Source organism: Mycobacterium sp. E2479 (assembly GCF_001667925.1).
Lineage (GTDB): Bacteria > Actinomycetota > Actinomycetes > Mycobacteriales > Mycobacteriaceae > Mycobacterium.
In genome coordinates this window covers 1-13,771 of the sequence record NZ_LZJR01000112.1, presented here as the reverse complement: position 1 = coordinate 13,771, position 13,771 = coordinate 1, and the positions used below count along the sequence as shown (strand labels likewise).

Sequence of the window (13,771 nt, the reverse complement as noted above, 5' to 3'; positions counted from 1 at the left end):
CTGGACCCCCACCACCGGCTGCTGGCTGGCGGTCGGCCGAACGGCGACCGCGATCGCGGTGGCCAGCGAGGCCAATCCGATGACCGCGAAAGCGACGACGGCATTGCCGATCACCAACGATCGCCGCGACAGCTTCGTCGGCTCGTCCTCTTCGGCGTCGCCGTACTCGTAATCGTCGAATTCGGGGCCGTACTCATCGAATTCACCCGGGTATTGGTCGCCCTCATCGGCCATCGAGTAGGCCAGCTGCTGGTCTTGCGCATTCGGATCCGCGAACTCCGCCGCCGGCACGAAGGCCGTCTCATCACCGATCGGCCCCGTCGACGGCACCGCCGTGGTGGCGTCCCCGAACCCCGGCGCCATCGCGGTCTCGTCGGCGGTCAGGCCGGCCGCGGGCACCATGGCCGTCGCACCCCCCGCCTGCAACGCCGCCGCCGTTGCGGCGGCTATCGCGGCGCCGCGGGCGAGCGCGAAGGTGGGGTCCTCGGCGACCTGCACCCGCATGGTCGACGCGTCGCGAAGCTGGTCGGCGACCCGGTTCAGATCGGGCGACGCACCGAGCAGATACACGTCCTGCGGTGCGTCGGGGCGGGCGCGCAGGTTCGCCATCATCGTGTGGAACGCGGCCGTCGCATCGCCGCCCGATGCCTCCGCCAGCGGCTGGCTTGCCAGCACGGTCGGCGGCGCGTCCGGATCGCCGTCGCCCGAATCCACCAGCGACAGCGTGGCGGTCGCGTCGTCCATCACCAGCGCGGCGCCGGGCCGGCCGGCCGCGCGCATCAGGGCGGCCACCGCCTGCGACTCCGAGACGACCGCGACGTTGTGCACACCGGAATCCTCCAGCGCCCGCCGCAGCTGGTCGGCGGCCGGATGATCGGTCCAGCACAGCCGGGTGCCGACCAGGTGGTGGTTCTCGCCGGCCAGCAGCCGATTCGTGCCGACCACGGTCTCGGTCAACGTCCCGATCGGATTGTCAGCGAGGTCGACGACGGATTGGTCGATCACGTCGGCACCCTGCGCGCCCGACCCGACCAGGGCCAAGCGCGCGACGGGTCCGGTGACCGCAACCCCCAAAACGACGTCCATCCCGGTTCTCCTTCACCCGGCCACCCCGCAACCAGCAATGTCGAAGCATCATTACACTTGCGATACCGTTGGAGTATCAATCATTCAGGCGACAAGCTTCGTCTACTAGCGCAGCGTAACCAGCTTTTCGAAACGACAGGACGATTGCCGCAGGATCATCTCCGCCCCAGCCGGTCTCACCCACTGCCAGGAGCATCCGAACGGAGAATATGTTCGCAAGCGAGCAGTGCACTTCGCTCGGCGGGTTGATCCCTCGCCGAACATCTGAAACTGCGCGAAAGATATCGGCCCTCGCATCCCGGGAGGCATGGTGAGCCAGAGCAGCGACGACGCGCCTACCGGCCCCATCCGAGCTCAGACCCAGCAAGCACCGGCGCCGCGCATCATCCGCCCGCACGCCACGGGCGGCTCCGCGCTCACCGCCACGGGAACGACGCGGTACCGGCACGCCGTCGGCGACCTGACCGCTGCGGCGCTGCTGATTCTCGCGGTGTTCTTGCCGTGGAACCTCTACTTCGGGGTCGGAATCCCGGACAGCAGCACGGCCCTTTTCGCGGTGCTGATCGCGGTGACGGTGCTGGCCCTCATCGCCGTCGCGGCCGGCGGTTCCTGGCGGGCGACGGACGCGCGCTTCAACTCCGCGCGCGCCGCGCGGCTTCGCCTGGCGCTCAACGTCCCCTACCTGCTATTGGTGCTCGGCTTCGTCGTGTTCGACGCGTACGAGACCGTCCGCTTCGGTGGCACGGTCAACGTGCCGGGCGGTGTCGGGCCGGGGGCATGGTTCGGGGTCGCCGGCTCGCTGTTGAGCGCTCAGGCGGTGCCCACCGGTGCCCTCGCCGGACCCGTTCCGGGGGGCGACGAGTCCACCGGATGGCACAGGTCGGCGCGGGTCATCGGGTTGCTGTCGATGGTCGCGGCGGTGCTCAGCTTCGGTTTCAACCTGTACTGGCGGGTCCGGTACGCGCTGCAGAGCACCGGAAGCGTTGACCAATTCGGCAGGCAGAACATCGCCGTGATCGCGACCGCGGTGGTGTACGGCGTGGTGGCCCTGGTCACCGTGCTGGTCGCCTCCAGGTGGCTGCTGCGCGACGCCCGGGCGAGTCGGCTCACGACGGTCGCGCTCGGCGCATCGACGCTGGCCGCCGGGATCCTGGTGTGGTTCCTGCCCGCCGGACGTGACATCGACGCGTTCCACGGCATCGCGCAGAACACCTCCACCGCCGGCGTCGGCTTCGAGGGCTACCTGGCGTGGGCGGCCGGCGCGGCGCTGTTCGCGCCGCGGACGCTGTTCGGTCACCGGAACGCCCAGCCGACGGAGGAGTCCGCGTTGCGCGCGACGACCCGAAATGGCTTGCTGCTCATCGCCGTTTGGTGCGTGGGGTCGATGGCGATGCGGATCACCGACCTGGTCGTCGGCGTGATCCTGAACTACCCGTTCTCCCGCTACGACAGCATTGTGCTGGCCGCGTTCGATCTGGCCACCGCGGTCCTGGTGATCTGGCTGCGCCGCAGCCTGGCCACCCTCTCGGCGAGAATGGTCACGTCCCTGTGCGGCCTCGTCGCCACGCTCAGCGTGGCCCGCGTCGTCGTCGGAGTCGTGCTGGCGCCACGGTTCGCGGACTCACCCAGATCGCCTGCGCTGCACCCGGTCTACGGCAACAACCTGGCCCAGCAGATCACGAGCGTTTTCGACGTGACGCTGTGCGGCCTGGCCCTCGGCATCCTGTTGGCGGCGATCGTGACCGGGCAACTGAGCGGTCGACGCCGGGCCAAGCGTGCGGCCCGCAGGCGTGCGGCGGCCGCAAATGCGGCAGCACCGACCACCCGGGTCCCGACGGTGGCCCAGAACCCCGGGCCCTCGGCTTCGGCGACCACCCGCATCCCCGCCGGCGTCCCCGGCGCGGACAGCGATCCGGCGACCACGGAGATACCGCAGCCAAATGCCCCCCGGATCTTCCGCGGCGACGACTCCGGAACGCGTCAGATACCCGTGCAGAAGCCGCAGATCTACCGCCCCCCGCAGGGTTGACCCTCAGCGCAGCGGCGCGAACGCGAATTCTCGCAGCCCGTCAGCCGGTGTGACGGCCGCACGGAAACCCAGCACATCGGCGGCCCGCGACGGGTCGGCGACGATGTGGCGTACGTCGCCGTTGCGATACTGTCCGGTGACCACCGGTGACAGCGGGCCCCCGCGTGCATCGCACAGTGCCTGCGCCACTTCCATGATCGAAATGGGTTGCCCCGAGCAGATATTGACCGCCGTAAATCCCTCGCGGTGCTGCGTCGCCGCGACGTTGGCCGCGGCCACGTCGTCGACGTGGACGAAGTCGCGCATCTGCCCGCCGTCCTCGAAAACCCTTGGCGATTCGCCCTTTTCCAGCGCCGACCGGAAGATCGCCGCCACCCCGGAGTAGGGGGTGTCGCGCGGCATTCCGGGGCCGTAGACATTGTGGTAGCGCAGTGCCACCACCGAACCACCGGTGGCCTCCGACCACGCCAGCGCATAATGCTCCTGGGCGGTCTTACTGGCGGCGTACAGGCTTCGTGGGCGCAGGCAGGCGTCCTCGTCGACGAGGCGCCAGCGCAGTTCCTCCCCGCCGACCGGGCAGCGGTGCTCGAAGATTCCGGCGTCGAGGTCGGCTCGGCGCCGGGGCAGCGGATCCACGGCTCCGTGTTGTCGGCAGTGATAACTGCCCTGCCCGTACACCACCATCGACGACGCCAGCACCAGGTGCCCCACCCCGGCGGCGAACATCTGCGCCAGCAGGACGGTGGTGGCCAGATCGTTGTGGCCGCCGTAAGCCGGGGCGTCGGCGGCGTCCACGCCCGCGCCCACCATCGCCGCTTGATGGCACACCACGTCCACGCCGGCCAACAGGGGGGCCAGTGCGTCGGCGTCGCGCACGTCGACTCGGTGACATCCGCCAGGCAGCACCGGATCTGGGCCGTGTGCGGCGGGCAACAAAGCATCGACGGCGACCACCTCGTGACCCGCGGACCGCAGCGCGGCGTCCACCCGCGCACCGATGAAGCCGGCCGCCCCGGTCAGCAGCACCCTCACGGCAGCTCGATGGGCAGGGTGACCCCGGAGTGCGGCAGGCAATGCGTGCAGGTGCGCTCGGGGGTCAGCCGACCGATGGCCTGCTGGATCAGCGCCTTGAATATTTCGATGTTCTTCGCGAATTCGGCGAACACGTCGACGGTTTTCACCGCCTCGCCTGCCCGCACACCGGCATCCAAATCGGTGACCAAAGCGATTGCGGTATAACACATTTCAAGCTCACGAGCGAGCACCGACTCCGGATACCCGGTCATGTTGACCAGCGAGAACCCGGCTGACGCGAACCACTGGCTTTCGGCCCGGGTGGAAAAGCGCGGGCCCTGGATCACCACCATGGTGCCGCCGTCGGTCACACCGGGCAGGACGGCCACCGCGGCGCGCAGCGTCGGACAGTACGGGTCGGCGAAATCGACGTGGATGCCACCGGAGTCGAAATAGGTGTCGGCGCGGCCCCGGGTGCGGTCGACCAGCTGGTCGGGCACCACGACGGTGCCCGGACCCAGTTCGGGTCTGAGGCTGCCCACCGCGCAGGGCGCGAGTACCCGCCGCACGCCGAGCTTACGCAGGGCCCACATGTTCGCCCGGTACGGCACGGTGTGCGCGGAGAATTCGTGCTTGGCGCCATGGCGCGGCAGGAAAGCCACCTCGTGGCCACCGATGGTGCCGACGGTGACCGGACCGCTGGGCGGGCCGTACGGAGTGTCCACGCTGACCTCGTGGGACTCGGATTCGAAGAACGTGTAAAGGCCGCTGCCGCCGATGACTCCGAGCATCCGACCATTGTGGTGCATGACGCCGAAACGACGGCGGGTGCGGGGCCGGAGGATCGATGGCCCGCATCCTGGCAGGATGTTCGTGTGGCCAATCTCGGGCAGTGGATTTCCGGTGCGCGGCCGCGGACGTTGCCCAATGCGGTAGCCCCGGTTGTCGCCGGAACCGGTGCGGCGGCATGGCTGCATTCCGCGGTGTGGTGGAAGGCGCTGCTGGCCCTGGCCGTCGCGCTCGCGCTGACCATCGGTGTCAATTACGCCAACGACTACTCCGACGGCATCCGCGGCACCGACGACGCCCGGGCCGGACCGGTGCGCCTGGTCGGCTCGCGGCTGGCGGCGCCGCGGGCGGTGCTGGCCGCAGCGGTCGCCAGCCTGACGGTGGGCGCGCTCGCCGGGCTCGCGCTGGCGCTGTTCAGCGCGCCGTGGCTGATCGCGGTGGGTGCGGCCTGCATCGCCGGGGCGTGGCTGTACACCGGTGGGTCAAAACCCTACGGATACGCCGGTTTTGGCGAGATTGCGGTGTTCGTGTTCTTCGGGCTGGTCGCCGTGCTGGGTACCCAGTACACCCAGGCGCTGCGCGTTGACTGGGTGGGGTCGCTACTGGCGGTGTCGACCGGGGCGTTGTCCTGCTCGGTACTGGTGGCCAACAACCTGCGGGACATCCCGACCGACGCGCGCTCAGGAAAGATCACCCTGGCGGTGCGGCTGGGCGATGCGCGCACCCGGATCCTGTATCAGGCGCTGCTGGGGGTCGCCGGGGCGTTGACGCTGGTGCTCATGCTGGCGACACCGTGGTGCGCCGTCGCATTGGTGGCCACACCGTTGGCCCTGCGCGCGGCGGCCCCGGTGCGATCGGGCCGCGGCGGTCCGCAGCTCATCCCGGTGCTCCGCGATACCGGGCTGGCGATGGTGGTCTGGGCGCTCGCCGTGACCGCGGCGCTGGCGCTAGGCACCTGAGCACTGAAGGAGGGCATCTATAGTGCAGTGCGTGGGCCCCGACCGCGGCCCCGGTGGGGTACTTTGGCGTTTGCTGGGGCGAAGCGAAGGACCGCGATGAAGCAGATTGCCGCGACTAGCGGGCCCAAGAACATCGGCTTACTCAGCGTCGGGTCGTATCGGCCGCAGCGGGTGGTCACCAACGACGAGCTCTGCGAGAACATCGACTCGTCCGACGAGTGGATCTACTCTCGGACCGGAATCAAGACGCGCCGGTTCGCCGCCCGCGAGGAATCCGCCGCGTCCATGGCGACCGAGGCCGGGCAGGAGGCGATCGCCAAAGCCTCGCTCACCGCGGCCGACATCGACTGCGTGATCGTCGCCACCAGCACGCATTTCCTGCAGACGCCCGCCTGCGCCCCATCGGTCGCGGCGGCGTTGGGCGCCACCGGCGTGCCCGCCTTCGACGTCTCGGCCGGGTGCGCCGGCTTCGGCTACGCGCTCGGCGTGGCGGCCGACATGATCCGGGGCGGCACCGCCGCCAAGGTGCTGGTGATGGGTTCGGAGAAGCTGTCCCCGACCGTGGACATGCAGGACCGCACCAACTGCTTCATTTTCGCCGACGGCGCCGCCGGGGTGGTGGTGGGTGAAACACCGGACCAGGGCATCGGCCCGACCGTGTGGGGCAGTGACGGCGCGCAGGCCACGGCCATCCGCCAGGACATCGACTGGATCGACTACATGGACCGCCCGACCGGCCCGCGACCCTTCCTGCGGCTCGAAGGCAGCGCGGTGTTCCGGTGGGCGGCATTCGAGATGGGCAAAGTCGGCCGGCAGGCCATGGACGCGGCGGGCGTCCGGCCCGACGAAATCGACGTGTTCCTGCCGCATCAGGCCAACAGCCGGATCAACGAGGTGCTGGCCAAGGGCCTCGAGTTGCGTCCGGATGCGGTCGTCGCCAACGACATCGAGCACACCGGGAACACCTCGGCGGCGTCCATCCCGCTGGCGATGGCCGAAGTGCTGGCGACCGGTGCGGCCAAGGCCGGCGATCTGGCCTTGCTGCTCGGCTACGGTGCCGGCCTGAGTTATGCCGCACAGGTCGTGCGACTGCCGAACGGCTAACCGCGTCCTGATTCTTCGCCGTCGACCTCGTCGGGGGTGGCCTCCCCGTGCAGTCGGGCTTGGAGCAGTTCCCGTTCCCGGCGCCGTCGTTCCCCGGCGATCGCGAGCGCGGCGGTGGCGCGGCGACGCAGCGGGGCGAACACCAGCATGCCCAGCGGCATCGCGATGATCAGGGCGAACAACACCGCTACCACGATCGGGAACTGCGTGATGCCCGCCAAGTGCGCGACACCGTAGATCACTCCGGTGAGCACGACCGCCAGCAGGATCCGCGCCGCCATGTACGCCGCCACGTGGACGGCCACGCGGCTCCCGCCTTGTTGCGCCGTGCCGTCGCCCGCGGCCTCGTTCTGGGTGTTGCCGGTGCTGTCGTCGCTAGCTTGTTGTGACACAGGCTGAGCCTACGGCGCGGGTATATTCGCTCGAAGGAGGTGTTGCGTGCTCTACCTGCTGCTCGTCGTGATTCTGGGGGCCCTGGTCTACGTCGGCTGGCGCGCGGCGCGGTCGCAGACCCACCGCCCGAAGACGCGCGTCATCGGACCCGACGACGATCCGGATTTCTTGCGGCGGTTGGGTCGCGGCGATTAAAAGTCCGTGCTAGCCGAGCACTCCCGGGTTGTGCTGATCGCCGGGGAACCCGTCGGCGACGATGGCGGCCAGCTCGGTGAGCGCTTCGCGCGTCCCGCGCCGTAACCGATCCAGTTCGATCTCGGCGCCCTCTTCCAGGTGCGGGTCGAAGGGCACCAGCTGCACGGCGCGGCAACGCCGGGAGAAGTGGTCGATCACCTTGTTCATGTCGACCTTGCCCGGGCGTGGCTTGACCCCGTTGATGACCGCGACCGAATTGCGCACCAGGTCCTCGTGGCCGTGGGCGTCCAGCCAGTCCAATGTCGCCGAGGCACTGCGCGCGCCGTCGATGGATGCCGAACTGACCACGACGAGGGCGTCGGCCTTGTCCAGCACCGAACTCATCACCGAGTGCAGCAGTCCGGGCCCGCAGTCGGTGAGCACCAGTCCGTAGAACCGTTCCAGGATGTCCAGGATCCGCACGTAGTCGTCGGCGCCGAACGCGTCGGATATGCCGGGATCCGTTTCGGATGCCAGCACCTCCAGGCCGCTCGGCCCCTTCGAGGTGTAGCGCCGCACGTCGCTGTAGCGCTCGATCGTTCCAGCGTCGTGCAGCAGCTGGCGCACCGTCGCGGCCGTCTCCAGCGGGATCTTCTGGCTCAACGTGCCGCGGTCGGGGTTGGCGTCCACGGCGACCACCCGGTCACCGCGGATGGAGGCGAAGGTGGCGCCCAGCGTCGCGGCGATCGTGGTCTTGCCGACGCCGCCCTTCAACGACAGGAAGGCCACCCGGTAGGAGCCCCGCAGCGGCCGGTTCACCTGGGCAACGAGGTTGTTGTACCGCGTGGCCCGCGGGCTCTCGCCCAGGTTGATCAGCCCGCCGGACAGCTTGAACAGCAGCAGCCGCCATCCGTCCGACGGCGGCGGCGCGACCGGCCGCAGCAACATGCCGGTGGACAGCTCCGGATACGGCGTGTGCGGCAGGTGCTCGGGACGCTGCGGCGCTCCCTGCAGCTGCGTGGGCGGCGCGTCCGGCCCGGTGTAGTAGGCGCCATACGCCGTCGGATCGACCCGCGGAATGCCGGTCACCGGCGTGGAGTCCCAGGGCGGCATCCCACCGGGCCTGGGCGCGGTGGGCGGTGCGGCCTGCTGGCGTTCGGGACTCGGGACGCGGCGTTCGGTACGGAACCCGGCGAAGGCGCGGGTCGGGGCGTCACCGCCCGGCTCGGCCTTGGGTTCGGCGCCCTGCTGCTGGTCCGCCGTCTGTGGGGGTAACTGCGTGGTCGGTTGTTCGGGCGCCCCCACGCCCGACGTTGGATGCTCGCTCACTGCACTCCCCTTTGTTCTGTGGTTTCCGGCGTGCCGTGCGTTATCCGGGTCGGCTGTCCACCGTCACCCGACGCCCGCGTATGAATGCAGGCCCACAGTGACCAGGTTAACGAAGAACAGATTGAAGACCATGGCCACAAAGCCTGCGACGTTGATCCAGGCGGCTTTCCTGTCCCGCCATCCCGCCGTCGACCTGGCGTGCAGGTACGCGGCATAAATCACCCAGGCGACAAAAGACACAGTCTCTTTGGGATCCCAGCCCCAATATCTGCCCCAGGCTTCTTCGGCCCAGATAGCTCCGAAGATGACGCCGAACCCGAACACCGGAAACGCGAAAATCGTCGTTCGATAAGCGATTCGATCCAGGGTTTGCGCGTCGGGGAACCGCTGAATCAGCCGGCCCGGCGCGCTGCGTTCGGTGCGGTCGGGGTCTGCCAGCGCGGACGTCCGCAGCAGGAACAGGATGCTGGCGACGCCGGCGACCAGGAACACCCCCGATCCCAGGCTGACCACCGACACATGGATGGGCAGCCAGTAGGACTGCAGTGCGGGCATCACCGGCGCGGCGTTGGTGTAGAGCCATCGACCGGACACGGTGAGCAGGATCAACACCGGCAGCAGCACAAAGACCCACAGGGGACGGTATTGCGGACGGCGCAGCACGACCGCCCCGGCGATCAGGCCGCACAGGCAGGTCAGGTTGATGAACTCATACATGTTGCCCCATGGCACCCGCAGGGTGGCCAGGCCGCGCAGCATCAAGCAGGCCACGAGCAGTCCGATGCCCAGGTACACCACGGACAGCCCGGCCCGCCCGACGCGCTCGTCGATCGGACGTTGGGCCGCCTCGTTGACCACGCCCGGGGTGACGGAGTCGGCGCTGACGGCACCGGCGGGCACCCGGGCGCGCTGATCCGCGCGGCGACCGCCCGCGTAGGCCAGCTCGAAGGCCAGCAACAGCAACGCGATCACCAGGGCCACCACCGCCGACGTGAACGCCCAGTCGGAGTAGCGCGCCAGCTCGATGTTGACGTGCACCGTATTCATTTGACGTCCACCTCAGAACTCCTCTTGGACGCTGCGGGTGTCGCGTCGCCGCCCGCGGCTGGCGCGCTAGCGACGCCGGTCAGCAGCCGTTCGCACAGTCGCTCGAACTCGTCACCCCAACCGGAGTTGTCGGTGCGCGCGAGGCCGCCCAGTTCGACGTTCACCGTACCGGGGGACCCGCCGACGTCGGGGGTCAGACGGACCCACACCCGGCGGCGGCGCACCAGCAGCGACACCACCAGACCGCCCATCATCGTGACCGCGAAGACCAGTACCCAGGTCTGGCCCGGGTCGTGCGAGACCTGCAGGTTGACGAACGGAACGGCGCCGTCGAAGCGGATCACGGTGCCGGCCGCCGGCCCCTGGTCGATCCGGACCGATTGGCCCGCACGCAGATTGACCCGCTTCTCCTTGGTCAACCGGTGCTGCTCGATCAGGCGGGGGTCCAGGGTGAACAGCGACTGGGGTCGCCCGGTGTCCAGCCCGGTGTCACCGCGATAGATGTCGACGGCCACCGCCGGGGCGTCCAACGCCGGGAACCGCGACGACAACAGTGCGCCTTCCAGCTGCTCGGTGGGGGCCAGCAGGCCCTGGATCGCGATCTCGTGGTTGCGGCGCTCCGCGGCGGTGGAATAGCTGCCGGCGGGTGGATCGATGCGCACCACACCCGATGACAGCAGGGTTTGCGGATTGTCCGGCCGCCACTGCACCGTCGCCGTGCGGATCTTTCCGTCCGGGAAGGTGACGCTGAAGGTGGGGGCGTAGCCATGTCCCTGCAGGTACACCCGGTCACCGCCCAGCCGCAGCGGGTGGTTGACCTCCAGCTGGTAATGCCGCCAGCTGTTCGCGGTCAGATCCGTGCCGGCCTGGTAGTCAATGTTCGCCGCGAACGACGTGGCCTGTCCCGACGGCAGGTAGTGCGCCGCGAAGTCATTGACCCGGATGCACAGCGGGTGCAGCGAGGTGCCGTCGACGGTGTTGCCGGCCCGGAAGGAGTCGAACGCGGCCGGCGAGGCCGAACAGAAGCCGGGACCGCCGTCGGCGATGACGATGACGTTGCCCTCGTAGCCGAACAGCTTGCCGACGGCCACCGCGACCAGCAGGCCTAGCAGCGAGAAGTGGAAGACGATGTTGCCGAACTCGCGCAGGTAGCCCTTCTCGGCGGACACCTCGACCACTTCGGAATCGGCGGGCTCGCCGCCGTCCCGGTGCCGGATGGCGGTTCGCCAGCCGCGCAGCCGGTCGGCCAGCGTGTTCGCCAGGGCGTTCAGCTCGTCGGTGTCGGCCTGAATCTGCTGACTGGCGTACTTGGGCAGCCGAGCCAGGTTGCGCGGCGCGGTCACCGGGGTGGACCGCAGGCTGCGGACGTGTTCGATCATCCGCGGGGTGAGGCAGCCGACCAGCGACACGAACAGCAGCACATAGATGGCGGTGAACCAGAAGCTGGAGAACACATTGAAGGCCTGCAACCGGTCCAGCCACGGCCCGATCACCGGATGAACCAACAGGTAGTCGTCGACCTTGCCGGCGTTCAGGCTGCGCTGCGGCAGTAACGCCCCGGGGATCGCGCCGAGCGCGAGCAGGAACAACAGCACCAGCGCGGTGCCCATCGAGGTCAGTGCGCGCCAGGTGTTGCGGCCCTTTTGAACGAGCCCTACGAGAAGTCGCCTCAAATCGGCAACCTCACGTCGGACACGAACGCGTCGCGCAGCCATGCGATGAAGTCGTTCCACACCCCGCTGACCAACAGGGCGCCGACCGTGACCAGCAGGACGCCGCCGAAGATCTGAATGGCGCGGGTGTGCCGGCGCAGCCAGCCCAGGCCCCCCACCACACCCGCCGAGCCGAACGCCAGCAGCACGAACGGGATGCCCAGGCCCAGGCAGTAGGCGATCACCAACACGATTCCGCGCGCCACGCTCGCGCCGTCGGTGGCCGAGGCGACCGTGATCACGCCGGCCAGCGTCGGCCCCAGACATGGCGTCCAGCCCAAGGCGAACACCGCGCCCAGCACCGGGGCCCCGGCGACCGTGGTCAGCTGCCGCGGACTGAACCGGGCCTGGCGCTGCAGGGCCGGGATGAGACCCACGAACACCAGACCCATGACGATGGTCAGCACCCCCCCAACCCGTTGCAGCGCCAGCTGGTTGGTGATCAGCGTGGTGGTCATGCCGAGAACGGCGACGGTGCCGAGCACGAACACGGTAGTGAACCCGGCGACGAACAACGCCGCCGATCCCGCGACGCGCCAGCGTGCGCCCGGCGGGGCCTCAATCGCGCCCTCCGGCGGCTGTTCGTCCACGCCCACGACCGCGGCCAGATAGGACAGGTAGCCGGGCACCAACGGCACCACGCACGGCGAGGCGAACGACACCAGTCCCGCCAGCAGGCACGCGCCGAGGGCCAACAGAAGCGGTCCGGCGGCGGCGATCTGGGTGAATCCGGTCATCGCTGTCTCGGGCCCGTCACGGCGCCGCCTTGCCGGCCGGGGCCGGCGACCCCTCGCCGGCCAGTCGTTGCACCACCGGCCGCAGGTCGGTCGCCAGCAATTGGCGCAGGAAGACCGCCGCGACGCGGTGCTCGCGGTCCAGGACCAGCGTGGACGGGATCACGGTGGTGGGGTATTTGCCGCCGAAGGCGATCAGGGTGCGCATCGCCGGGTCGTAAACGGACGGGAAGGTCACGTGGCGATCGTTGACGAAGTCCAGCGCCGCTTGCCGGTTGTTGTCCCGGACGTCGATGCCGAGAAAGGACACGCCGGCGTTGCGGGTGGCGTCATACACCTGCTGCAGCTGGGTGACCTCGGCGCGGCACGGCCCGCACCACTGCCCCCAGATGTTGATGACCACGACGCGGCCGGCGAAGATCGGATCGTCCAGCGACAACGTATGCGCGGGGTCGGCCAGATCGGGTCCGGCCAGTGGGCCGGGACGGCCGCGGCTGGACGGCGGGTCGTAGTAGATGTCGGTCTTGCCGCCGGGCGAGACGAATTCGAAAGTGCCGCCCTGGGCGACCGCGTCGCGCCCCGACGAGCAGCTGGCGAGGAGGCCGGGGAGCAGCGCCGCCAGCACGGCCCCGGCCATCGCCCGTCGTCGCGCGGTCAAGGCGCCGCCGGTTCGCTGTACTCGACATCGACCACCTGGTCGCCGTCGTAAACCAAGGTCGTCACCGATGCCAGCCCGCACCGGCGCCGGCGGGGGTCGTGCCACAGTCGCCGGCCGGTCACGTGCAGCCGCAGCGTCCATACCGGCAGCTGGTGACTGACGCACACCACTTCGTGGCCGGCGGCACGGGCGCGAGCCTTGTCCACCGCGGTGTGCATCCGGGCGGCGATGTCGGCGTACGGCTCGCCCCAGGACGGCCGGAACGGGTTGCGCAGCCGCCACCACACCCGCGGGTCCCGCCAGGCGCCGTCGCCGGGGCTCACCCGCCTGCCCTGGAAGAAGTTGGCCGATTCGATCAGATCCGGGACGGTGTCCACGGCCAGCCCGTGCTTGGCGGCGATGGGCGCGGCGGTCTCCTGGGCCCGTTCCAGCGGCGAGGCGATCACCGCGACGATGTCGCGGACGGCCAGCGCGTCGGCCACCGCGGCGGCTTGCGCGCGGCCGTTGTCGGAGAGATGAAATCCGGGCAGCCGCCCGTAGAGGATCCCGCTCGGGTTGTACACCTCGCCGTGCCGCACGACGTGCACCCGGGTGTGCTCGGCCATCAGGACTTCCCCTCCTCGGCTCGCGCGGCGGCCCTGGCCGCGGCGGGCAGGGCCTGCGCGATCCGGTCGAACGCGCGGTCGTCCAGCGCGGTCGAGACGAACCACGCCTCGAAGGCACTGCACGGCGGGTAGACGCCC

At 69.6% G+C, this 13,771-nt stretch carries 13 protein-coding genes and 2 pseudogenes; 4 read left to right on the top strand and 11 right to left on the bottom strand.

Going from position 1 to position 13,771, the window contains the following annotated elements:
- Positions 1-1,086 (bottom strand): annotated as a pseudogene (locus A5686_RS17340) (hypothetical protein); the annotation flags it as partial.
- 307 nt (positions 1,087-1,393) lie between these two features.
- Between A5686_RS17340 and A5686_RS17335 the strand changes: the two are divergent.
- Complete coding sequence (locus A5686_RS17335; protein WP_067936750.1) at positions 1,394-3,115, top strand: hypothetical protein; 1,722 nt, start codon at positions 1,394-1,396, stop codon at positions 3,113-3,115.
- A gap of 3 nt (positions 3,116-3,118) precedes the next feature.
- Here A5686_RS17335 and A5686_RS17330 read toward each other — a convergent pair whose 3' ends face one another.
- Positions 3,119-4,147, bottom strand: a complete 1,029-nt coding sequence (locus A5686_RS17330) for an NAD(P)-dependent oxidoreductase (RefSeq protein WP_067936747.1) — start codon at positions 4,145-4,147, stop codon at positions 3,119-3,121.
- Complete coding sequence (locus tag A5686_RS17325; protein ID WP_231986403.1) at positions 4,144-4,920, bottom strand: S-methyl-5'-thioadenosine phosphorylase; 777 nt, start codon at positions 4,918-4,920, stop codon at positions 4,144-4,146. The genes A5686_RS17330 and A5686_RS17325 overlap by 4 nt, the downstream gene beginning before the upstream one ends.
- Before the next feature lie 84 nt (positions 4,921-5,004).
- On the opposite strand from A5686_RS17325, the gene A5686_RS17320 reads away from it, so the two are divergent.
- Positions 5,005-5,877, top strand: coding sequence for a 1,4-dihydroxy-2-naphthoate polyprenyltransferase (locus A5686_RS17320; protein ID WP_067936742.1), 873 nt, complete (start codon positions 5,005-5,007; stop codon positions 5,875-5,877).
- 96 nt (positions 5,878-5,973) lie between these two features.
- A complete protein-coding gene (locus A5686_RS17315; protein WP_067936740.1) occupies positions 5,974-6,981 on the top strand; it encodes a beta-ketoacyl-ACP synthase III in 1,008 nt (335 codons plus the stop codon).
- Here A5686_RS17315 and A5686_RS17310 read toward each other — a convergent pair.
- On the bottom strand, positions 6,978-7,262 hold the full coding sequence (locus A5686_RS17310) for a DUF4229 domain-containing protein (protein WP_156750121.1): 285 nt from the start codon (positions 7,260-7,262) through the stop codon (positions 6,978-6,980). The two genes, A5686_RS17315 and A5686_RS17310, sit on opposite strands and share 4 nt — an antisense overlap.
- Positions 7,263-7,419: 157 nt before the next feature.
- On the opposite strand from A5686_RS17310, the gene A5686_RS27330 reads away from it, so the two are divergent.
- Positions 7,420-7,569, top strand: coding sequence for a hypothetical protein (locus A5686_RS27330; RefSeq protein WP_156750120.1), 150 nt, complete (start codon positions 7,420-7,422; stop codon positions 7,567-7,569).
- A gap of 9 nt (positions 7,570-7,578) precedes the next feature.
- Here the strand turns inward: A5686_RS27330 and A5686_RS17305 are convergent, their stop codons facing one another.
- The 7 genes and pseudogenes from A5686_RS17305 to A5686_RS27325 all read right to left on the bottom strand — a co-directional run.
- Complete coding sequence (locus A5686_RS17305) at positions 7,579-8,877, bottom strand: MinD/ParA family protein (protein ID WP_067936735.1); 1,299 nt, start codon at positions 8,875-8,877, stop codon at positions 7,579-7,581.
- Positions 8,878-8,940: 63 nt separating this feature from the next.
- Positions 8,941-9,924 (bottom strand): c-type cytochrome biogenesis protein CcsB, encoded by a 984-nt coding sequence (gene ccsB, locus A5686_RS17300; RefSeq protein WP_067936732.1) that lies wholly within the window; start codon positions 9,922-9,924, stop codon positions 8,941-8,943.
- The gene (locus tag A5686_RS17295) at positions 9,921-11,534 is read right to left on the bottom strand and encodes a cytochrome c biogenesis protein ResB (protein WP_067936730.1); all 1,614 of its coding nucleotides are present in this window, start codon (positions 11,532-11,534) and stop codon (positions 9,921-9,923) included. The genes ccsB and A5686_RS17295 overlap by 4 nt, the downstream gene beginning before the upstream one ends.
- Positions 11,535-11,593: 59 nt before the next feature.
- The gene (locus A5686_RS17290) at positions 11,594-12,373 is read right to left on the bottom strand and encodes a cytochrome c biogenesis CcdA family protein (protein WP_067936727.1); all 780 of its coding nucleotides are present in this window, start codon (positions 12,371-12,373) and stop codon (positions 11,594-11,596) included.
- A gap of 16 nt (positions 12,374-12,389) precedes the next feature.
- Positions 12,390-13,007, bottom strand: a complete 618-nt coding sequence (locus tag A5686_RS17285) for a TlpA disulfide reductase family protein (RefSeq protein ID WP_067936724.1) — start codon at positions 13,005-13,007, stop codon at positions 12,390-12,392.
- 17 nt (positions 13,008-13,024) lie between these two features.
- The gene (locus tag A5686_RS17280; RefSeq protein WP_067936722.1) at positions 13,025-13,633 is read right to left on the bottom strand and encodes a histidine phosphatase family protein; all 609 of its coding nucleotides are present in this window, start codon (positions 13,631-13,633) and stop codon (positions 13,025-13,027) included.
- Positions 13,633-13,771 (bottom strand): annotated as a pseudogene (locus tag A5686_RS27325) (aspartate aminotransferase family protein); the annotation flags it as partial. The gene A5686_RS17280 and the pseudogene A5686_RS27325, both read right to left, overlap by 1 nt.